We start from the raw sequence: 21,712 nt of genomic DNA on the forward strand, positions 1-21,712 counted from the left end.
TCAGACCGTGGACCTGGGGGAATTTCGTAAAAGCAGCAGCGGTTCATTCCCGCGTGAAGGGAAGCTGACCCGTTTTGGCATGGATTTTACCTGCAGCAGCTACACCAACAATGTCGAGTTTACCTTTGATGAGCCCTACACCATTGTGCCCGGACGAGAGACCATTTCGGCAGTGAGCGATCAAAATGGTCAAAAGCTGAAAGGCCTCGAAGTGGGTCTCTATAACAGTGAAGGGAAAGTGGTGCGAATGGGCGTGAAGCAGAATATCGGAGTGGGGCAGAAAGGGAAAAATACGGCGTTTTTCCAGGCGGCGGCCATACAGACAGCCCCCGAGATAACCGACGCAAATGACAATACCTTTTCCGGAGATTTTACGGCAAAAGTGAATGTCACAATCACGTATTACTAGGGCAAGGGTTAGCGTTCATCACTTTCTATCAATGATCGAATCCGAGAGAACCCTGTGCTGTTTTAGATAAACAGCAGGGCCCTCCGGCTTCTTTATTTCTATCCCGCTCACAAAAAACGATCCTTTCGTTTGCTTGATTTTTCATCTTTGCCTATATGACTAGTCATGAGATTTAAATGACTAGTCATATAGGGAGAGACCATGAAACAATCACTGCTAGCTAACTTTTTATGGGGTAACTCGGTTTCCAGTATGCAGACCGAGGGGGCATGGAACGAGGGCGGAAAGGGGATGTCGGTGTATGACATCCGCGAAGCCGGGGAAAATGCCTCTGACTGGAAAGTCGCCACCGATTCGTATCATCGCTACCAGGAAGATTTCGACCTGATGCAGGATCTGGGCATGAACTGCTACCGCTTCCAGATCTCCTGGAGCCGTGTCTGTCCGCAGGGTGACGGCGATTTCAACGAAGAGGGCATCGCATTTTACGATCGCTTTATCAACGATCTCATCGCGCGTGGCATAGAGCCGATGATCTGCCTGTACCACTTCGACATGCCGCTGGCCCTGGCGCAGGAGTACAACGGGTTTAACGATCGCCGGGTGCTGGACGCGTTTGTGCGCTACGGCAAAAAGATGATCGACTGCTACGGCGACCGGGTGAAGTACTGGCTGACCTTTAACGAGCAGAACATTTTCCATATGCCGGAAGCGTTCAGAGTCTCAGGCTACATGAAGGGCGAGCAAACCCTGCGCGAACTCTACGAAATCCAGCATCATACGATGGTGGCGCACATGGCGCTGACGGAGTACCTGCACCAGGCCAAACCGGGGCAGTTGATGGGCGGCATGCTGGCGCATCAGTTGATCTATCCGGCCACCTGCAAACCGCGCGATATCTTCTGCGCTCAGCAGTACGACGAATTCCTCAACCAGAATCTGCTGCGCGTCTTTGCCGGTCAGGGCTACAGCCCGGCGGTGATGGCAGTGGTTGAACAGCAAGGATTTGGGGATATCTATCGTGAGGACGATTTGGCCCTGCTGGCGCGAACCAAAAACGACTATATGGCGTTTAGTTACTACGCAAGTAAAACCCTCGACAGCGACCCGATTCCGGAAGGCACGCAGGTGAACTACTACCTGGCCCACGGCGAGAAGAACAATCCGTTCCTGAAAGCCACCGAATGGAACTGGCAAATCGATCCGCTCGGTTTTCGCACCATTATCACCCGCTATTACAACGACTGGCGTCTGCCGGTCTTTCCGATTGAAAACGGCATCGGGGTGATTGAGTCCTGGGACGGGGTGAATCCGATAGAAGATGATTACCGCATCGATTATCACCGCAAGCATTTCGAGGCGATGAAAGCGGCGATCTTTGAAGACGGCGCGCAGGTGATAGGTTACCTCGGCTGGGGGTTGATCGACATTCTCAGCTCGCAGGGCGACATGCGTAAACGCTACGGCGTGGTGTACGTCAACCGCGAAAACCACGATCTCAAGGATCTGAAACGCGTGCCGAAAAAGAGCTACGCGTGGTTAAAACAGGCTATTCATAGCAACGGAAGCGAGCTGTAAGCCTTACGCTGCCGGACCGGTTTTTGTGACTGATTGATGGGAATATCCGCTATGTCTGATACAAAAATTACACCTGCGATGCAGTCGTTTGTCGACAGATTTGTTGAGTTCTCCGCGCGCCTGGCAAACCAGGTGCACTTACGTTCCTTGCGCGACGCCTTCGCCACGGTAATGCCGATCTTTATCCTTGCCGGTCTCGCGGTGCTGGTGAACAACGTGGTGTTTCCGTGGGTGTTCGAAGGGGAAACGCTCGCCCACTTTAAGGTGTGGGGTGAGGCAATTATCAACGGCACGCTGAACATCGCGGCGCTGTTACTCGCCCCGATGATTGCCTGGTCGCTGGCGCGCAACAAAGATTTCGACAACCCGGTTTCGGCAGTGGTTATCGCCGTAAGCAGTTTTATCATTATGATGCCGATGCAGCTCCAGCTGGTGCCCGTCGGCAGTCAGGCGCCGGTGAATGTCACCCAGGTGCTGACGTTCAGCAATATCGGCTCGACGGGCATATTTGCCGGGGTGCTGATTGGTCTGATTTCAACGGAAGTGTTTATTGCGATTTCGCGCCTGAAAGTGTTGCACATTTCGCTGGGCGAGAACGTCCCGCCTGCGGTGAGCAAATCCTTTACCGCGCTGATCCCGACGATCATCACGCTTTCCCTGTTCGCCATTCTGGCGGCGCTGCTGGCGAACGTGCTGCATACGGATCTGATTCACCTGATCACCCATTTTATCCAGCAGCCTCTCAGACTCATTAATACCAGTTTGCCCGGCACAATTTTTATCTACAGCTTCGGTAATTTCCTGTTTACGCTGGGTATTCACCAGTCGGTGGTGAACAGCGTGATTCTGGAACCGTTCCTGTTAATCAACACCAATGAGAACATGCTGGCCTTCGCCAACGGGCAGCCGATTCCGCATATCATCAATAACATTTTTGTCCCGACGTTCGGGATGATTGGCGGGACGGGCAGCACCATCTCGCTGCTGATCGCCATCTTTATCTTCTCAAGGCAAAAATCAGCCAAACAGGTGGCGCGGCTGTCGCTGGCTCCGGGGCTGTTTAACATCAACGAACCGGTGATTTTCGGCCTGCCGATTGTCTTTAACCTGCCGCTGATGATTCCGTTTGTGCTGCTGCCAGCGATAGGGATTTACTTTGCCTGGCTGTGTACCACGCTCGGCCTGATGTCGCGCTGTGTAGTCATGATCCCCTGGACCACGCCGCCCATACTCAGCGCCTGGCTGGCGACGGCGGGGGACTGGCGGGCGGTGGTGGTTCAGTTGGCAATCATTGTATTTGGTGTATTCTTCTACCTGCCTTTCCTCAAGATTGCTGAGAGGGTGGCATTGAAAAACAGTGCGATAGCGGATTAATTATAAGGAAAAGGCGATGGCGGCGAAGTACATCACCATAGCGCGGGAAATTAAGAAACGCATTATTAGCCAGCAGTATGCCGCCAATGAACCGCTGCCGGACCAGTTTGCGCTGGCGGCGGAGTTCAGCACCAGCCGGATGACCATTCAGCAGGCGATGCGCCAGCTGATTGTGGAAGGGCTGGTCTATACGCGACAGGGGCAGGGGACGTTCATTCGTAAAAACTTCCTCCAGCTTTCCCAGTGGGATCTCTCCGGCAGCGACTATTTCGGCGCCACCAAAACCTGGGAACATCTGGGCACGGTGAGCAGTAAAGTGGTCCATTTCGAACTGCGCTTTCCGAACGAGAAAGAGCAGTCGTCCCTGATGATAAACGCCGATACGCCGATCTATGATTTTATTCGCCTGCGCAGCCTTAACGGTGAGCCGATGTCGCTTGATTCCACCGTCATGCCGCTGAATCTGGTGCCGGGGCTGAATAAAACCCATCTTGAAAGCTCGGTGTTCCAGTACGTGCAGGAGACGCTGGGGCTGAAAATTATGGGGTCATATCGGGTGGTGCGGGCGTTAAAACCGAACGCGCTGGATATGCAGCATCTGATCTGCGAGCAAACCGACCCGGTGCTGGAGGTGGAGCAGGTGATCTATCTGGAGGATGGCACGCCGCTGGAATACGCCCATTGCCACTACCGGTACGATCACGGTGGAATCGTCATCGTGAATAACGGGTAATAAAAAAGCGGGCTAAGCAGCCCGCTTTTTTGTTTGAAGCTGAGTCAATCAGTTCAGACGTACCGGCATACCGGAACGGTTCTGTACCGCCTGATCCACAACGGTGGTTTCAACGTCGGCCTGGCTGGTGACAGCCTGCACGTTGCTCTTCAGGGTAATCGGCACGATCTCGTTATTGTTGATCTGATCTTCGCTGGTAGACAGCGGGTTGTGCACTTCGATATAGCGGCTGCCATCTGGCTCGGAGGTCGCTTTTACCGGTTCGTTGATGAACTGAACGCGGGTACCGACCGGCACATTCTCGAACAGGAACTTGATATCGTCGTTACGCAGACGCACACAGCCGTGGCTCACGCGCAGGCCGATACCGAAGTTGGCGTTGGTGCCGTGGATCGCATACAGACGACCGATGTACAGCGCGTACAGACCCATCGGGTTGTCCGGACCGGCAGGAACAACGGCTGGCAGCGGCTCACCGGCAGCGATGTACTCGGCGTGCATCTTCGCGGTTGGCGTCCAGGTTGGGCCTGCTTTCTTACGTTCTACTTTGGTGGTCCAGTTCAGCGGGGTGTCTTTGCCCAGCTGACCGATACCAATCGGCAGAACGATCACGGTATTGGTGCCTTTCGGGTAGTAATACAGACGCATTTCAGCGCTGTTGATCACGATACCTTCGTGGACGGTGTCCGGCAGGATCAGCTGCTGAGGAATGTTCAGCACGGTACCGGCTTTCGGCAGATACGGGTCAACGCCCGGGTTTGCTTCGAGCATGTTGGACAGGCCCAGCTGGTATTCAGCGGCGTAATATTCCAGCGGCTGGGAGTTGCCTTCCGGAACAATAACCACCTGGTTTTGACCCACCAGACGGCTACCGTCTGTCGGCAGCGGATAAGTCACCGCAGAAGCGGTATTGCAAAAACCTACTACGGCTAACGCCGCCGCAAAAAGCGTTGATAATTTCATATTCATGTTATGCGAGGTATCTTTGCCACTCTGGCGATTAGTTGATGAGTCTGAATCATTGATGGGAGCGCATTATATGTGCATTCCCTCGCGCATGGAATTCAGATGTGTACGAAATCACATTTTTTTCGATTTTGTTAAAGTTTAGTGGTTGGTTGCAACACGGGATTTCAATTCGGAATTGTGGCATAATGCCGTGTTTATCACACTTTTTCGCAGGAATCTCCCCGTGTTAGTTACCAGCAACGTCACTATGCAGTTTGGCAGTAAGCCGCTGTTCGAAAACATTTCCGTCAAATTTGGCGGCGGCAACCGTTACGGCCTGATTGGTGCCAACGGTAGCGGAAAATCCACCTACATGAAGATCCTCGGCGGCGATTTAGAGCCGACGCTCGGCAACGTGTCGCTCGATCCGAACGAGCGTATCGGTAAGTTGCGTCAGGACCAGTTCGCCTTCGAAGAGTTTACTGTGCTCGACACCGTGATCATGGGACACGGGGAACTGTGGGAAGTGAAGCAAGAGCGCGACCGCATCTACGGTCTGGCTGAAATGAGCGAAGAAGACGGCTATAAAGTGGCCGATCTCGAAGTGCTTTACGGCGAAATGGACGGTTACTCTGCCGAATCCCGTGCCGGTGAACTGCTGCTCGGCGTCGGTATTCCGGTTGAGCAACACTACGGCCTGATGAGCGAAGTCGCACCGGGCTGGAAACTGCGTGTGCTTCTGGCGCAGGCGCTGTTCTCAAACCCGGACATTCTGCTCCTCGATGAACCGACGAACAACCTGGATATCGACACCATCCGCTGGCTGGAGCAGACGCTGAACGATCGCGACAGCACCATGATCATCATCTCGCACGACCGTCACTTCCTGAACATGGTCTGCACCCACATGGCCGATCTGGACTACGGCGAGTTGCGCGTTTATCCGGGCAACTACGACGAGTACATGACGGCTGCCACCCAGGCGCGTGAGCGTCTGCTGTCTGACAACGCCAAGAAAAAAGCGCAGATTGCTGACCTGCAATCCTTCGTCAGCCGCTTCAGTGCTAACGCCTCTAAATCTCGTCAGGCGACGTCTCGTGCGCGTCAGATTGATAAAATTAAGCTGGACGAAGTGAAAGCCTCCAGCCGTCAGAACCCGTTCATTCGTTTCGAGCAGGACAAGAAACTGTTCCGTAACGCGCTGGAAGTGGAAGCGCTGGCGAAAGGTTTTGATAACGGTCCGCTGTTCAAAAACTTCAATCTGCTGCTGGAAGTGGGCGAGAAGATTGCGGTACTGGGCGCGAACGGTGTGGGTAAATCAACCCTGCTGAAAACCCTGGTGGGTGAACTGGCGCCGGATAACGGTACCGTGAAGTGGTCTGAAAACGCCCAGCTCGGTTACTACGCGCAGGACCACGAATTTGAATTCGAAAACGATCTGACCGTCTTCGACTGGATGAGCCAGTGGAAGCAGGAAGGCGACGACGAGCAGGCCGTGCGCGGCATTCTGGGCCGTCTGCTGTTCAGCCAGGACGACATCAAAAAGCCTGCCAAAGTGCTCTCCGGTGGTGAAAAAGGTCGCATGCTGTTCGGTAAGCTGATGATGGAAAAACCCAACATCCTGATAATGGACGAACCAACTAACCACCTGGACATGGAATCTATCGAATCCCTGAACATGGCGCTGGAAATGTATCAGGGCACCCTGATCTTCGTCTCCCACGACCGTGAGTTTGTCAGCTCCCTGGCGACCCGCGTGATTGAAATCACACCGGAACGCATCGTGGACTTCACCGGTAATTATGAAGATTACCTGCGCAGCAAAGGCATCGAAGGCTAACTGGTCTATCAGGCAACAGCAAAACGGCAACCCACGGGTTGCCGTTTTTTATGGGGGTTTTACATCGCACCGAACACGCAGGGCGGCTAAGGTGCAACAGCCACCCGGCAATCAGTGATTAGAGTTCCCACTCACTGCACGCTTCACCATTAATCAACAATTTACGCTTCTCGCCCACCGGCAACGACACCTTCAGCGCGTGCCACGCCGGACGATAATCGCCGCGTGCCGCGACCTTCAGATTGATTGTGATGCCATCGCACACCATCTCCCACTCCAGCCACAGCGCATTTCCTTTCTGATAGCCCCAGCTCTCGCCATCGTCCTCAAACAGCTGGCCCGACGTTGTACCCACGCCCTTCACCGGAAACAGTTTCAGCTCGCGGGTATCATCTTTCCCGGCGCTCACATGGGTAATGCGTTCGCTGAGCGGCAGCCCGGCCCCGGCGCGTACCAGCAGCGGCAGTTTTTCCAGCGGCGCATCGCGGACGATCCACTGGCCGCCGGAGAACCATTCTTGGGTGTAAAAATCGTACCAGCCCGTTTCGTTGTCCGGCAGCCAGAGGCGGCGCTCGCGCTGGCCTTGTTCAACGACGCTGGCAACCAGCAGATCGCGCCCGAGCAGGAAATCGTCACACTCTTCGAATGTCTGGGCATCATGCTCGTGATCGAGGAAAGTCGGACGCAGCATTGGCTCGTCATCGGCATGGGCCTGCCACAGCAGAGTATAAAGATATGGCAGCAGACGATAACGCAGCTCAATTGCGCCACGGATCGCAGGCGTCACGCCCGGATACATCCACGGCTCGTTCACCGTGTGATCGTCATTCCACGAGTGAATGGTGAAGCGAGGGTGCATCACGCCGTTCTGAACCCAGCGCACAAACAGCTCCGCGTCTGGCTTATCGCCGGAGAAACCGCCGACATCGTGGCCGACGTTGAACAGCCCGGAGAGGCTCATCCCCAGCCCCATGCGGGTGTTATAGCGCAGGGTGTCCCAGTTGGTACGGTTATCGCCGCTCCAGGTCTGGACGTAGCGCTGCATCCCGGCGCAGCCTGAGCGAGAGATCAGGTACGGACGCTTGTCCGGCGCAAAGCGCTGCTGGGCTTCCATCGAGGCGCGCATCATCAGCAGCGGCATCACCGGGCGAATATGCTTGATGGCAATCTCCTGGCCAAAACCGTGGCAGCGCGCCTCGCCGTCCCAGACTTCAAACTCGTTGTTGTCGTTCCAGGTGGAGTCGATACCCATCTCCAGCAGCTGCGTGGTCACGCCTTCCTGCCACCATTTGATGGTCTGCGGATGGGTGAAATCGAGGTGAGAACCCTCGTCATCCCAGAAGCTTGAACGTTCCGGTGCATCGGTTTCTGAATCACGGATAAACAACCCGCGCTCCGCCACTTCGTTATAGCGCGGGTGGTCCTGCAGCAGGCACGGTTTGATGTTTGCCGCGAGTTTCAGCCCCGCGTCGTGGAACGCCTGGCTCATCACCTTCGGCTGCGGCACTTTGTCATAGTTCCAGTTGAAGACGTAGCGCTTGCCGTTGATGGAGGTGTAACCGGATGAAAGCTGGAACGAATCGCACGGAATCGCATGCTCTTCACACAGGCGGATAAAGTTCATCAGCTGGTTTTGCGCGTCCGGTGCGTCGGTGTAGTGCATGGTCGAACCGCTGTAGCCGAGGCTCCATTTCGGGCCGAACAGCGTTTTCCCGGTCAGCCGGACAAAGGCTTTGGTGACGTCCAGCACGCGTTTACCGGTGAAGATGTAGTAATCGATATCGCCCGCTTCCGCCTGCCAGCGGCGATATGCCGTGTGGTAGTTATCGATTTCGTTACCCAGATCCAGCCAGCAGCTGCTCAGGTTGTCGTAAAACAGACCGTAGCTCACGTCGTCGCGGCGGGTGATAGTGAACGGAATATGTTTGTACAGCGGGTCGGTACTGACGGCGTTATAGCCCATCGCGTCGAGGTTACGCATCTCGTAGCGTTTGCCGTTGCGCTGCAAATCACCCGCTTTTTCGCCCAAACCGTAAAAACGCTCGTCCTTGCGGCGGCTCAGATAGTGCGCCGCGCCGTCGCCATGGGCATTCAGCAGGTACGCGCTGGTCGGGCGGTCGTGCGCCAGCTCCAGCCATTCACCGTCCTCATTACGGTAGTGCCACTCCAGCCACAGAGGCTGGTGGACGGTGACGCGCAGCTGTTCCGTCGCGACAATAAGCGTGTCGTCTTGCTGCGTGAGCGTCCACGCCGGGCAGCTAAATCCGCTGAGATCGTCGCGCTGGCGGCCCTCCCACGGCACGTCCTGAGCGGGCGCGATACTCCAGGTTTTGTCTAGCGACAGCTCGCCTTTGCGTTTGATCAGCACGCGGAACAGATTCTCTTCCAGCACATACAGACACAGACGGTGCTGATTATCGACGAGCAGTTCCAGATGGTTCGCGGACTGTTCAAGAAGGGTCCAGTTTTTCAGGGTTTTCATATGCAATACATCCACTATCAGGCGCGCTTGGCGCGACGTTCAGCAATAAATGCTACCAGGAAAAATGCGCCAATCAGGTCAAAGAAGCCCATGGCAATGAAGAGCGGGTTGAAGCCGATTTTGTCGGCGGTGACACCAATTAACAGAGAGAACAAGAAGCTTGCGATCCACGCCGCCGAGCCGCGCATGCCGTTGACGGTGGCCATCTGGCCTTTGTCGAACGACTCCACCACCAGGGCGCTTAACATGCAGGAGATAATCTGGTGGCCAAAACCGCCAATCGAAATCAGCACGATGGTGACGTACGGGTCGCGAGTGATCGCCACGGCGGCCAGGGAGATCATCAGGAAGGCACCGGTGACGGAGCTGGCAACGACCGAGTTCACGCGAGTGCAGCCGAACCAGCGGGTATACAGGCGGGTGAGGTAGCCGCTGGCCACGCTGCCCAGATCGGCAGCCAGGAACGGCAGCCAGGCGAACATCGCAATCTGTTTCAGATCCATACCGTGCTCTTTCGCCAGGTACAGCGGTACCCAGAAGCTCAGCACGGCCCAGGCCGGTTCCGCCATAAACGCCGGAATGGCGATGCCGTAAAAACGTTTGTTTTTGGAGACGGTTTTCAGCGCCGTCAGGAACGGCATCTTCACGGCAGGCGGTTCGTTATCCTGCTTGATAAACGCCAGCTCGTCCTTGCCCAGATTCGGGTGCTGTTCCGGGTTATGGTAGAACGCCCACCACAGAATCACCCACAGCAGCGCCAGTACACCGGTAAACATAAACGCACCCTGCCAGCCAAAAGAGGCATGGGCGAAGTAGATGATAGGCGGAGCCAGCATCGCGCCGATGGAGAAGCCAACGCCAGCCCAACCGGCGGCCACCGGACGCTCTGATTTCGGGAACCATTCGCCGATGGTCTTGGCGTTCGCCGGTGTCGCGGCCGCTTCGGACGCACCCATAAAGAAGCGCAGCACTGCCAGATGCAGCCAGCTGCTGGCACCGGCGTGGAAGATACACATCAGCGCCCAAATCCCGGCGCACACCATAAAGCCAATCTTCAGGCCAATCACGTCGATCAGCCAGCCGCACAGGGGCTGGAAGAGGGTATAGGCAATCTGGAAAGCACCCACGATCCACGAGTACTGCTCGGTGGTGATCCCCATGCTCTCTTTCAGCTCCGGCGCGAGGATGCCTAACGAGTTACGGGTGATGTAGTTAACGGTAACGCCCAGTAAAAACAGCACCAGCACGTACCAGCGCAGATTCTTGATGACGCGGCGGGCTTTGCTTGCCACGACAGGGGTATTGATGTCCTGACTCATTTTTCTCTCCACAAGACGGACGGTAGGGGGATGAACGTATCGGGTGTCACACCGGTTTTATGCCTTTGATCGTTATCAGTTTTATGACTTCAAGTTGCTATACAACTAGTATGGAAGTGGTGTGACAAGTTCACCTTAAGGGAGAAAATGAGCGGGAAATAGCGGATTTTGTGCAAGCTTTCTCATAACTGCGCAGCTTATTTTGGCATGATGCCTTTTAAGCCTGCTGTTACCGCAATCTCACGCTATGAAAATTTTTTCATTTGGCAAATGGAGCGAGATCACAAAATGGATAAAAGACTCAAAATCGCGGAAATTGCCGCCCGTACCCAGCTCTCTATTAGCACCGTTTCCCGCGTGCTGGCGGGGAAGTCCAATACCAGCGAAAAAGCACGCACTAAAGTGCTGGCCTGCGCGCGGGAGCTGGGGGTGATGGACGGCATGGCGGCCGGGCGACTGCTGCTTAACAGTCTGGTGGTCTTTGCTCCGCAGCGCGCGTTTGACGAGCGGTCCGACATCTTTTACTACCGCGTGATCCAGAGCGTGAGCAAAGGGCTGGCATCACATGAAGTCAGGCTCCGCTACTGCGCGCTGGAGGAGAACGACAGCGACGCGCAGCTTTTCCTGGCGCGTATGAATGAAGCGGATACCCAGGCGGCGATCTTGCTCGGTATCGACGATCCGCATATTCACGATCTGGCCGTCGATATCGGCAAGCCCTGCATGCTGATTAACTGCCGCGATCAGCGGATGCGGTTGCCCGCCGTGGCTCCCGATCATCGCGCTATTGGCGAGCGCGCGGCGGAGTACCTGTTCGAGATGGGGCACCGGGAAGTGATGAACGTCCTGTGCCTGCGGCGCTACACCATGGAGCTGCGCCTGGCGGGGATCCGCGACGGATGGCGGGGACATAATCTGAAATTCAATGACAAACGCGATCTGCTGGTGGTCCCGAGTTTCAGTGCCAAAGATACCGAGCAGCAGGTGAGCGAGTGGCTAAGTCAGATGCCGGAAAAAGCGCTGCCCACCGCTTTTTTGGTCGGCGGAGATTTTATGGCGGAGGGCACCATTCGCGCGCTACAGAAGCACGGCCTGCGCGTCCCGCAGGATGTGTCGGTGATGAGTATTGACGGTTTTAATCTGGCCGCGATTCAGGATGTGCCCTTAACGGCGGTGCATGTCCCGCGCGACGAGCTGGGAACCGAAGCGGTGCATATGCTCCAGCAGAGGCTCATGCGCCCGGATGCGCCGGTTGGAACTTTATTACTGAACGGCACGCTGGCGGTGCGGGAGTCGGTACGGCGGATACGTCAGGGGAAAAGACGCACCGCCGTGGAGCGAAAAGGGCTGTACGACGCTTAGGCCATGCCGAGGGCGCGTTTACCGTGGATGTTGAGATCGTTCAGGGTAAAGCGGTCCTGCCAGTTTTTTTCGTAATCTTCGCGCGGGAAATCGCCCGGAGAAGCGCCGGTTTCCAGTGCCGCTTTCACCTTCTTCGCATAGGCGAGGTTTTTATCGCACATCGGTGCGGCAGGAATGTACATCACGTTACCCCAGCCCTGCTGATTATCTACCGGTGCGACCGAGTGGATCACATCGCAGTGCCACCACACGGAATCCCCCGCGTCCAGTGCCGGAATGCTGGTTAACGCGTCGATGAGCAGCGGATGCCACTTCTCGGAAATCGGCAGAACGCGACCCGGCGCGACGCCGCAGAGTTCGTCTTCCGGCACATCATCCAGCAGCGGACGCAGCAGAATGTAGGCCATCGCTTCCGGGATCGGCACCACGTGCAGCAGACCCTGATTCGGGATCATATCCGACAGGGCAGTCCAGCCCTGGAACGTACGGAACACCGAGCATTTGGTGGTGTTATCCACGGTGTACTCTTCCACTTCGGTGCGGTGCGCCGCATTCCACGGATCGTACTGATCGACATTGCCGTCAAACACGCGGGCAAACACCTGCTGATAGGCCGGCAGCAGCCAGCGTTCCAGCGCACCGGAATCCGTATGCGCCCCCAGCCCTTTAGAGGTGGTTCCCGGTGGGCGACGGCGAATGCGATCCGGGTAGATCACGCTGACGTCCGGGTTAAACCACTGCGTGCCGTTGCTCTCAAAAGTCCATAAACGGTTCAGGAACGATTGTACCTGCGCCATCTCTTCACTCTGACGCGCCTGCATCTGCGCCTGCGACCAGTAGATCGGGAAAATTTCCGGACGTGACGCGGTTAAGGTGCCGAAGAAGTTATCACCAGGCCCTTTGTACACGTCGTCAAACTGGTTGAGATCGAGATAGTCGAGCATCGCGTTATCCCACGCCAGCGCCTGCTCGCGCGGGAAGTGACCTTTGATCACCGCACAGCCGCGGCGTTTTACCGCTTCACGCTGGGCCGTGGTAATCGTTCCGTTCTTTACGTCCTCGAACGGGATCACAGGCCAGACGGTTTCACCGTTATTCTTCATGGCGTTAATTTCCGCCACGCGTGTCGCAATCTTATCGCTGAGCCGGTCAAAAACGGCCTGAACGTCGCCGATCTGGGCACGTAATTCGCGTTTTAACTGGCGAATGGCGGCTTTGTGGTCCGCAGGCAAAATTTCACTGGAGAAGGTCATAACTGCCTCGCTATCTTTCATTCGAAAGTAAAAGTATCTACAAGTGATACTTTAAGTTAAAAATAAGTTAATGCAAGTTTAAAAACTTGACGGGCAGCACAGGATGAAAAAAGAGTGAGGTGCCGGAGCGTTGCCCCGGCAGGGGAGGAATCAGAGGTTAAAACGGAGCAGTTTTGTCGAGTACGGCCTGAATAACGTTCAGCGCGCCCTGGTGGTTATTGTCATCGGTGCTGAAGGTGCTGATCGTTTTGATGCTTTCCGCCGCATTGCCCATGGCAAAGGAGTATTTCACCAGCTTCAGCATTTCCGCGTCGTTGCCGCTGTCGCCAATGGCCACACACTCCTGCGGAGAGACCGACCAGCGTTTCAGCAGGCGGCTAATTCCGTTCGCTTTATGCAGGCCGGGAATGATCAAATCGACGAAGCCAAAGCCACTGGTGACCGGTTTCATGATGCCGTCTAACGAGACGTGCAGTTTGTCGATAAGACCTGGGATGTCGCTGTCCGGCAGGTTCAGGGAGAACTTGAACAGCACGTCGTCGATCTCATGATAATCGCTGATGCGCTGTAAGCGGTGGTAGTGTTTTGACATCAGCGCGACAAACTCGTCCGGCGCGTGTTGGCTGACGTAGGCGCTCTCCAGTCCGCAGGCGACGAAGTTAAGCTGTTTGTCTTTCAGTAATTCGCCAATCACGATTTGCGATTCGTGACGCGTCAGTTCGCCGTGGAAAATCTGCTCGCCATGATCGAAGACCAGCGCGCCGTTTTCCGCCACGAAGGAGATCTGTTCTTTCAGTTCCGGAAAGAAGGAGATGAGCTGGTAATACTGGTTTCCGCTGGCGACCACGAACTCGATGTCACGGGCCTGAAGCTGCTGAAATTGCGCCATAAAGCGGTCACGATCGTACTGCTTGGCATCATCAAGGAAAGTTCCGTCCATATCGGTGACGATAACTTTTACGGTCATACATTGCTCTCCAGAATATTACTGCGACCAGCAACATTCTAATAACAATGTGACCCGAACCACAAATTTATTTCGAATGAAAGTAAACGCAAAACAGCAACCCAAGGGTTGCTGTTGTTGGTGTGCTCAGCCTCTCCCGAAAGGGAGAGGGGTTGCGGGTGGAAATTACAGCGTATGCTCGGTACGCGCAATAATGTCGTCCTGCGCATCCGGGGACAGGGCGGTGAAGAAGGCGGAATAGCCCGCGACGCGCACCACCAGATCACGGTACTGGTCAGGGTGTTTCTTCGCTTCCAGCAGCGTTTCGCGTGACACGATGTTGTACTGAATATGCCAGCCTTTATGCACCTCGAAGAAGGTCCGCAGCAGAATCATCAGCTTCTGACGATCGGAATCGTTCTCCAGCGTCGCCGGGTTCAGCTTCTGGTTCAACAGCACGCCGCCCAGAATCGCCTCCGTTGGCAGTTTGCCGACGGAACCGATCACCGCCGTCGGCCCGAGGTGGTCGGTACCGGATGCCGGGCTGGCCCCTTCCGCCAGCGGAGTATGCGCCTTACGGCCATCCGGCGTTGCCATGGTTGCGGCGCCAAACGGCACGTTCGCGGAGATGGACGACGTACCGGCGTAGTAATTCCCGCCAATTGGACCACGACCGTAGCGCGGGTTGTGATACTGCTTCAGCTCTTCGATATAGGTCTCATACGCACGGGCCAGCAGCAGATCCACGCTGTCATCGTCGTTACCGTATTTCGGCGCGCCGTTGATTAAACGCTGGCGCAGCTGCTCATGCGTCAGACCTTCGTAGTCCTCAGCCAGCGCCTTCGCCAGCTGTTGCTGACCAATCGCCCCCTGCTCGAACACCAGTTTCTTCACGGCGGCGAGGCTGTTGCCGAGGTTGGCGATACCCACCTGCAAACCCGATACCCAGTCATACTTCGCGCCGCCTTGCTTGATGCTTTTCGCGCGTTCGATGCAGTCGTCTACCAGCGCCGAGCAGAGAATATCGTGCACGTTCTCTTCCAGCATGGTGTCGACCACGTACTCAATTTCAATCGATTTGCGGGTGTAGTAGCGAATCTGATTATCCCAGGCGGCCATCACGTCGTCGAAGTTGTCGAAATTGCCCGCAGACAGCGCTTTCTCCTGCGGCAGGAACACCTTGCCGCTGGTGGCGTCGCGACCACCTTCCATCGCCGCCAGCATCACGCGCGCGAAGTTGATAAAACTCATGCCGGTGCAACGATAGCCCCACTTGCCGCCGACGGCGGTTTCGATGCAGCCGATTGCCGCGTAATCGTAGGCGTCCTCTTTTTCCACGCCGAGTTTAATGAACTCGGAGATGACGATTTCGTCGTTGTTAAACGCGGGCATCCCGAAGCCGCAGCGGATCACTTGCACGCAGGCGTCGAGGAAATCGTTGCTCATGCCCGCGTGATAACGCACGCTCAGGTTTGGCTGGGTGGAGCGCAGGCGACCGCAGGATTCCAGAATCGCGTAGGAGAGGGGGTTCACCGCGTCCATCGGCTCGCCGTTCACCAGTTTCTGACCGCCAATGGTGACGTTCTGATACAGCGGGCTACCCGCCGAGGCTTTAGAGTGTGAGCCGGAACGGATTTTGTTCACTTCCAGCAGCTTCAGCCAGCAGCTGTGCAGCAGCTCAATCGCATGTTCGCGGTCGAGAGACTGATTCAGCTCCACGTCGCGGCGGTAGTACGGATAGAGATACTGGTCCATACGCGCGAAGGAGACCGAGTGGCCGTTGGACTCAATTTGCAGGATCAGCTGGATGAAATAGCACAGCTGTAGCGCCTGCCAGAAGGTTTTTGGCGGCTGGTGGGCAATGACATCGCAGTTTTCCGCCATTGCCAGCAGCTCGTCGCGGCGGCTTTCGCGGATCTCATTTTTCGCCATCTCACGCGCCAGATCGGCAAAGCGCTGGATGTGCAGCGTGACGGCTTCCAGTACGATATCAATCGCTTTCAGGAACTGATCGCCGTGCAAATCCTCCAGCACGGTCAGGTTGATGCGAGTACGACGCTCCGCGACTTTCGCGCGCATGCCGTCGAGGCCTTTCTCCAGCAGCAGCGGGAAGTTCACCGCCAGGTGCGCATCGCCGGAGGTCATGTTGCCTTCGGCTTTGATGATGCCGGTTTCCAGCAGCCCTTTTTGCTCGTCGGTAAACATACCGTAGCAGCGATGCTGTACCGTCTGGCCGCGCCACCATGGGCAGACATCGTGCAGCACGCGCTTGTTCTCTTCGCTCACCGCAAAGCCAGCGCCCGGACGGTCGGCCAGATCGTCGATCTCTTTTTCAATCCACGAAACGGTGTATTCCGGGAAGATTGGCGCGGCGCGCACTTCGCTTGCCTGGTTGCCGATAATCAGCTCGTCGTGTTTGATCCAGATGGTGCGTTTTGCCAGATGATGCGCCAGCGCCAGCGCGCGACGCACCGGGATCGGTTTGTCCATGTGCTGCTGGTACATTTCGGTGTAATGCTGCGCGCGCTCGGTACAGACCGGCGGTTTCACGATGTGCACCAGAGCGGTTTTGTGCGCCTTAATGCGGTCTGTCAGGGTGTTCAGATTCAGCTGTGTCATATCTTTATCCTCGTAGGGTCGCAGTTAACCCATTCTGGGCCGCAAACTGTTGGGCAAACTCCAGTAACTCAGGGTTATCGAGCGGTTTGTCAGGGGCAGAGTAGGGTTGGCCGAGCAGGGTATATTTGTTCATGCCAAGGGTGTGGTACGGCAAAAAGTGGATATCGCGGACGTTCAGTTCGTCGGCGGCAAAACGGGTAATGGCTTTAATCGACGCTTCATCGGCGTTAAAGCCCTGAATCAGCGGGACGCGAATGGTCAGCTGTTTTCCGGCAGCGGACAGGCGTTTTAAGTTCTCCAGCACCCGTTTTGCCGAGCCGTCAGTCCACTGTTTAAATACCTCGCCATCGACATGCTTAAGGTCGGCGAGGAACAGATCGACATAGGGTAACGACGGTTCGATATAGTGCCATGGCACATGCAGACAGGTTTCGACCGCCGTGTGTATGCCCTGATCGTGGCTGGCTTTAAACAGAGAATGGGCCAGCTCCGGGCTCATAAAGGGTTCGCCGCCGGAGAGGGTGATACCGCCGCCGCTGCGATCGTAAAAGGGTTTATCGCGCAGGACGGTTGCCATAATATCGGCCACCTGTTTCTCTTCCCCACAGACCGTTAGCGCCTGGGTCGGGCAGCAGTCGGTGAGGGCGTCGAGATGGTCGTCATTGAGTTTTTCGCGATGGATGATCACTCCGTTCAGCGCACGGTCGATAATCCCTGGCGCAGCCTGCTGACACAGGTCGCAGCCTTCGAGGCACAGGCGGGCATCAAACAGCACATCCCGCGTGCGGGAGCGGCTCTCCGGGTTCTGACACCAGCGACAGCCGAGGGAGCAGCCTTTCAGGAACACCACGGTACGAATACCTGGGCCGTCGTGGGTGGAGTAACGCTGAATATTGAAGATCATATTTTCGCCTCTTGTTGCGTATGAAGATTAAATAACTTTCGAATGAAAGTTATTTTGATGTGCGTCAACTCTGAGGAAGGTTTTTACGTGGTAGTGTTACGGCAGGTTAATTTTGAGGGTGACATCATGGAATTTTATCTCGACACATCTGACGTAGCCGCAGTCAAAAAACTGGCACGCGTTTTCCCGTTAGCCGGTGTAACGACCAACCCGAGCATCGTCGCAGCAGGTAAAAAGCCGCTGGAGGTGCTCCTGCCGGAGCTGCATGACGCGCTCGGCGGAAAAGGGCGTCTGTTTGCCCAGGTGATGGCGACGACCGCAGAGGGCATGGTGGAAGACGCACGTAAACTGCGCGCCATCATTAACGATCTGGTGGTGAAAGTGCCGGTCACGGCAGAAGGGCTGGCGGCAATCAAAATGCTGAAAGCGGAAGGGATCCCAACGCTTGGGACGGCGGTGTATGGCGCGGCGCAAGGGATGCTGTCGGCATTAGCAGGCGCGGATTATGTCGCACCCTATGTGAATCGCCTTGATGCTCAGGGCGGCGACGGAATTCAGACCGTGGTGGAACTCCAGCAGCTGCTGACGCTGCACGCGCCGCACGCTAAAGTGCTGGCCGCCAGCTTCAAAACGCCGCGTCAGGCGCTGGACTGCCTGCTGGCCGGGTGTGAATCTATCACCCTGCCGCTGGACGTGGCGCAGCAGTTTATTAGCTCTCCGGCGGTGGATGCGGCGGTAGTGAAATTTGAGCAGGACTGGCAGACTGCGTTTGGGCGCACGTCGATTTGACCCAGTAAACCGGGTGCTGGCGTCGCCTCACCCGGTCAGCGTTACCCCCCGCATACCTCGCAGCCAGGATTACGCATCAATTTCATCTCACGAAACTGACAGGTCATCGCGTCGTACATCAGGATTTTTCCGGCGGCAGGTGTGCCGTAATGGGTCAGCACTTTAATCGCTTCCATCGCCTGCAATGAACCGATCACCCCCACCAGCGGCGCCATGACGCCCGCTTCCACGCAGGTGAGGGCGTTCTCGCCAAACAGTCGGCTTAAACAGCGATAGCACGGCTCGCCATCCGCATAGGTAAAGACGCTGATCTGCCCTTCCATGCGGATCGCCGCCCCGGAGATCAGCGGTGTTTTATGGGCAAAACAACCCGCGTTGAGCTGATTGCGCACCGCCACGTTGTCGGTGCAATCAAGCACAATATCGTGCTGCGCGATGTGGGCGGACAGTGCCGCATCGTCCAGCATCGCATCAATGAGGGTAAAGTGAACATTCGGGTTGATCCGCGCCAGGGCATCGCGCGCCGAGATCACTTTCGGCTCGCCAACGGTCGCATCGCTGTGCAAAGTCTGACGCTGCAAGTTCGACACCGATACCGTATCGAAATCCAGCAGCGTCATCCTGCCAACGCCCGCTGCCGCCAGATACTGCGCGGCGGCACAGCCCAGCCCGCCAAGGCCGACGACCAGCACGTTCGCCGCCTTTAGCGCTTCTTGCCCGTCGAAATCAAACCCGCGCAGGACGATCTGACGGTTATAGCGCAGCATCTCCTGATCGTTCAGCTCCACCGCCATTTTAGCCTCCGAACAGATGGTTAAAGGCTTCGACCTCAACCCATTCACCGGCTTCGACGTTGCCGCGCTCACGCTCCAGCACGATGAAGCAGTTACCCTGGCTGAATGAGCTAAAGATATGCGAGCCCTGATGCCCGGTGGTGCTCACTTCCAGCTCGCCGTCGGCGTTACGCGTCAGAATGCCGCGCTGGAAATCCAGACGCCCCGGGGATTTTTTCAGTCGCGTCGCCGCTCGCACGCGCTGGCGAGGAGGCAAGCCTGAGGCGTTATTGCCGGAAAGTTTCGCCAGCAGCGGCTGCACCAGCTGATAAAACGTCAGTGCCGCCGAAACCGGATTGCCCGGCAGACCGCAGAACCAGCTGTTAGCCAGCGTGCCAAAGGCAAACGGCTTGCCCGGTTTGATCGCCAGTTTCCAGAAGCTGATTTCGCCCAGCTCATCGAGAATGGTTTTAGTGTAATCCGCTTCGCCGACGGAGACACCGCCGGAGCTTATCACCACGTCGGCTGCGTTATCCGCTTCGATAAAGGCCGCGCGCAGTTTTTCCGGATCGTCCGGAATGATACCGAGGTTGATCACCTCGCAGCCCAGCTGTTCCAGCATAAGATGCACGGCCAGACGGTTGGTGTCATAGATTTGGCCCGCCTGCAAAGGCTGGCCCGGCAGCTGCAGTTCGTCGCCCGTCGAGAAAAGCGCGACGCGCACCTTGCGCACCACGTCGATCTCCGCAATGCCGAGAGAGGCCAGCACCGGCAGCTCTGCGACAGTCAGTTTGGTTCCGGCCGCGAACACCGTTGCGCCCTGGGCGATATCTTCCCCGGCGCGGCGGATGTTCTGATTCGCTTTAACGCTGGCGGTAAAACGCACGCCCGCGTCGGTCTGTTCGGTCTCTTCCTGCATCACCACCGCGTCGCACCCGTCAGGCACCGGCGCACCGGTCATGATGCGAATGCAGGTCCCCTGTGGCCACTCACCCGCGAACGGCTGACCGGCGAAGGCTTTTCCGGCGACCGGTAAGGCATTTCCCGCCTGAATATCCGCAAGGCGCACCGCGTAACCGTCCATCGCCGAGTTATCAAACCCCGGCACATTGAGCGGAGAGACAACGTCGCGCGCCAGCACTCGCCCAAAGCCGCGCAGCAAAGGCAGCGTTTCGTGCTCTTTCAACGGGGTGACGGGGGCGAGCATCTGCGTGAGTGCCGTTTCAAGCGGCATCAGTCCGGCGGTAAAATCCATGGTTTACTCCTGCGGGATAACAGCGAAAGCGGGCATTATGACAGAAAAGTGCCCCTAACTGTATGACACAGAGGGTGTAGTCTTTACATCACCCTTGCGTCTTTCTATATTCAAAATTCGTCTGAAGATCTGACAACGATAATGATATTTATAGAAAAAGCGGCGCCTCTGTGCTGATGGGTGATGGAAATGGTTAATGCGGTGATCGCAATTCACGGCGGCGCAGGGGCAATTACCCGTGCGAAGCTGAGTCCGGAGCAGGAAAAACGCTACGTTGACGCGCTTTCTGCCATTGTTGAAACGGGCCAGCGGATGCTGGAGGCGGGCGAGAGCGCGCTTGATGTCGTCACCGAGGCGGTACGTTTGCTGGAAGAGTGCCCGCTGTTTAACGCGGGCATTGGGTCGGTATTTACTCGCGACGAAACCCACGAACTGGACGCCTGCGTGATGGACGGCAATAGCCTGAAAGCCGGTGCGGTGGCGGGTGTCAGCCATCTGCGTAACCCGATTCTGGCAGCGCGTCTGGTGATGGAGCAAAGCCCGCACGTCCTGATGACGGGGGCTGGCGCGGAGCAGTTTGCCGCAGAAAACGGCATGGAACGTGTGCCTGCTGAGACCTTCTCGACGCCCGAGCGTTATCAGCAATTACTGGACGCGCGCAGCGCCGGGATCACCCAGCTCGATCACGCGGCACCGCTCGATGAGAGCACCAAAATGGGTACCGTTGGAGCGGTGGCGCTGGACAAAGCGGGCAATCTCGCGGCGGCCACCTCTACCGGCGGAATGACCAACAAATTACCGGGCCGGGTCGGAGACAGCCCTCTGCCGGGCGCGGGATGTTACGCCAATAACGCCAATGTGGCCGTGTCCTGCACCGGCACGGGCGAAGTGTTTATCCGCACGCTCGCGGCGTATGACATTGCCGCCTTGATGGATTACGGAAACTTAAGTCTGGCCGAGGCCTGCGAGCGCGTGGTGATGGAAAAACTCCCGGCGCTCGGCGGCAGCGGCGGGCTGATTGCTGTGGATCGTGAAGGCAACGTCGCGTTGCCGTTTAACAGTGAAGGGATGTATCGCGCCTGGGGTTATGCGGGCGATGCACCCTCGACGGGAATTTATCGTGAATAA

The 21,712-nt window shown here is 56.6% G+C and carries 17 protein-coding genes; 8 read left to right on the forward strand and 9 right to left on the reverse strand.

Annotated features, from left to right (window positions below; translation table 11 throughout):
- The 4 genes from C0560_RS06895 to C0560_RS06910 all read left to right on the forward strand — a co-directional run.
- Positions 1-409, forward strand: a 409-nt coding sequence (locus C0560_RS06895; RefSeq protein WP_371923371.1) for a fimbrial protein, incomplete at its 5' end; no start/stop codon positions are given.
- Between the two features lie 201 nt (positions 410-610).
- Positions 611-1,987 (forward strand): glycoside hydrolase family 1 protein, encoded by a 1,377-nt coding sequence (locus C0560_RS06900; RefSeq protein WP_248859874.1) that lies wholly within the window; start codon positions 611-613, stop codon positions 1,985-1,987.
- Between the two features lie 51 nt (positions 1,988-2,038).
- Positions 2,039-3,361, forward strand: coding sequence for a PTS sugar transporter subunit IIC (locus C0560_RS06905; protein WP_100777081.1), 1,323 nt, complete (start codon positions 2,039-2,041; stop codon positions 3,359-3,361).
- A gap of 16 nt (positions 3,362-3,377) precedes the next feature.
- Positions 3,378-4,094: a GntR family transcriptional regulator gene (locus C0560_RS06910; RefSeq protein ID WP_100777080.1), complete on the forward strand. Its 717-nt coding sequence runs from the start codon at positions 3,378-3,380 to the stop codon at positions 4,092-4,094.
- Positions 4,095-4,142: 48 nt separating this feature from the next.
- Here the strand turns inward: C0560_RS06910 and ldtB are convergent, their stop codons facing one another.
- Positions 4,143-5,063, reverse strand: a complete 921-nt coding sequence (ldtB, locus tag C0560_RS06915; RefSeq protein ID WP_100777079.1) for a L,D-transpeptidase — start codon at positions 5,061-5,063, stop codon at positions 4,143-4,145.
- Between the two features lie 223 nt (positions 5,064-5,286).
- On the opposite strand from ldtB, the gene C0560_RS06920 reads away from it, so the two are divergent.
- Positions 5,287-6,882, forward strand: coding sequence for an ABC-F family ATPase (locus tag C0560_RS06920; RefSeq protein ID WP_100777078.1), 1,596 nt, complete (start codon positions 5,287-5,289; stop codon positions 6,880-6,882).
- Positions 6,883-7,000: 118 nt separating this feature from the next.
- On the opposite strand, the gene C0560_RS06925 is transcribed toward C0560_RS06920, so the two are convergent.
- Together C0560_RS06925 and C0560_RS06930 are read right to left on the reverse strand one after the other, a co-directional pair.
- A complete protein-coding gene (locus C0560_RS06925) occupies positions 7,001-9,364 on the reverse strand; it encodes a TIM-barrel domain-containing protein (protein ID WP_248859875.1) in 2,364 nt (787 codons plus the stop codon).
- Between the two features lie 17 nt (positions 9,365-9,381).
- Positions 9,382-10,683 carry an MFS transporter gene (locus C0560_RS06930; protein WP_100777076.1) on the reverse strand — a complete coding sequence of 434 codons (1,302 nt, stop codon included), beginning with the start codon at positions 10,681-10,683 and terminating at the stop codon, positions 9,382-9,384.
- Between the two features lie 288 nt (positions 10,684-10,971).
- Between C0560_RS06930 and C0560_RS06935 the strand changes: the two genes are divergently transcribed.
- Positions 10,972-12,045 carry a LacI family DNA-binding transcriptional regulator gene (locus C0560_RS06935; RefSeq protein WP_248859876.1) on the forward strand — a complete coding sequence of 358 codons (1,074 nt, stop codon included), beginning with the start codon at positions 10,972-10,974 and terminating at the stop codon, positions 12,043-12,045.
- Here the strand turns inward: C0560_RS06935 and C0560_RS06940 are convergent.
- From C0560_RS06940 to C0560_RS06955, 4 genes are all read right to left on the reverse strand, one after another.
- Positions 12,042-13,298, reverse strand: coding sequence for a DUF1479 domain-containing protein (locus tag C0560_RS06940; RefSeq protein ID WP_248859877.1), 1,257 nt, complete (start codon positions 13,296-13,298; stop codon positions 12,042-12,044). The genes C0560_RS06935 and C0560_RS06940 overlap by 4 nt on opposite strands.
- 157 nt (positions 13,299-13,455) lie before the next feature.
- A complete protein-coding gene (locus tag C0560_RS06945) occupies positions 13,456-14,265 on the reverse strand; it encodes a Cof-type HAD-IIB family hydrolase (protein WP_181827529.1) in 810 nt (269 codons plus the stop codon).
- 165 nt (positions 14,266-14,430) lie between these two features.
- Positions 14,431-16,863, reverse strand: a complete 2,433-nt coding sequence (locus C0560_RS06950) for a formate C-acetyltransferase/glycerol dehydratase family glycyl radical enzyme (RefSeq protein ID WP_248859878.1) — start codon at positions 16,861-16,863, stop codon at positions 14,431-14,433.
- Between the two features lie 4 nt (positions 16,864-16,867).
- Complete coding sequence (locus C0560_RS06955; RefSeq protein WP_248859879.1) at positions 16,868-17,767, reverse strand: glycyl-radical enzyme activating protein; 900 nt, start codon at positions 17,765-17,767, stop codon at positions 16,868-16,870.
- A gap of 126 nt (positions 17,768-17,893) precedes the next feature.
- On the opposite strand from C0560_RS06955, the gene fsa reads away from it, so the two are divergent.
- Positions 17,894-18,556: a fructose-6-phosphate aldolase gene (fsa, locus tag C0560_RS06960; RefSeq protein ID WP_102105258.1), complete on the forward strand. Its 663-nt coding sequence runs from the start codon at positions 17,894-17,896 to the stop codon at positions 18,554-18,556.
- A 41-nt stretch (positions 18,557-18,597) separates the two neighbouring features.
- On the opposite strand, the gene moeB is transcribed toward fsa, so the two are convergent.
- Positions 18,598-19,350: a molybdopterin-synthase adenylyltransferase MoeB gene (gene moeB, locus C0560_RS06965; protein ID WP_248859881.1), complete on the reverse strand. Its 753-nt coding sequence runs from the start codon at positions 19,348-19,350 to the stop codon at positions 18,598-18,600.
- Position 19,351: 1 nt separating this feature from the next.
- Positions 19,352-20,584, reverse strand: coding sequence for a molybdopterin molybdotransferase MoeA (gene moeA, locus C0560_RS06970; protein ID WP_248859883.1), 1,233 nt, complete (start codon positions 20,582-20,584; stop codon positions 19,352-19,354).
- Between the two features lie 189 nt (positions 20,585-20,773).
- Between moeA and iaaA the strand changes: the two genes are divergently transcribed.
- Positions 20,774-21,712 carry a beta-aspartyl-peptidase gene (gene iaaA / locus C0560_RS06975; RefSeq protein ID WP_107704295.1) on the forward strand — a complete coding sequence of 313 codons (939 nt, stop codon included), beginning with the start codon at positions 20,774-20,776 and terminating at the stop codon, positions 21,710-21,712.

The sequence above is a fragment of the Lelliottia sp. AC1 genome (assembly GCF_023278595.1).
Classification (GTDB): domain Bacteria; phylum Pseudomonadota; class Gammaproteobacteria; order Enterobacterales; family Enterobacteriaceae; genus Enterobacter; species Enterobacter nimipressuralis.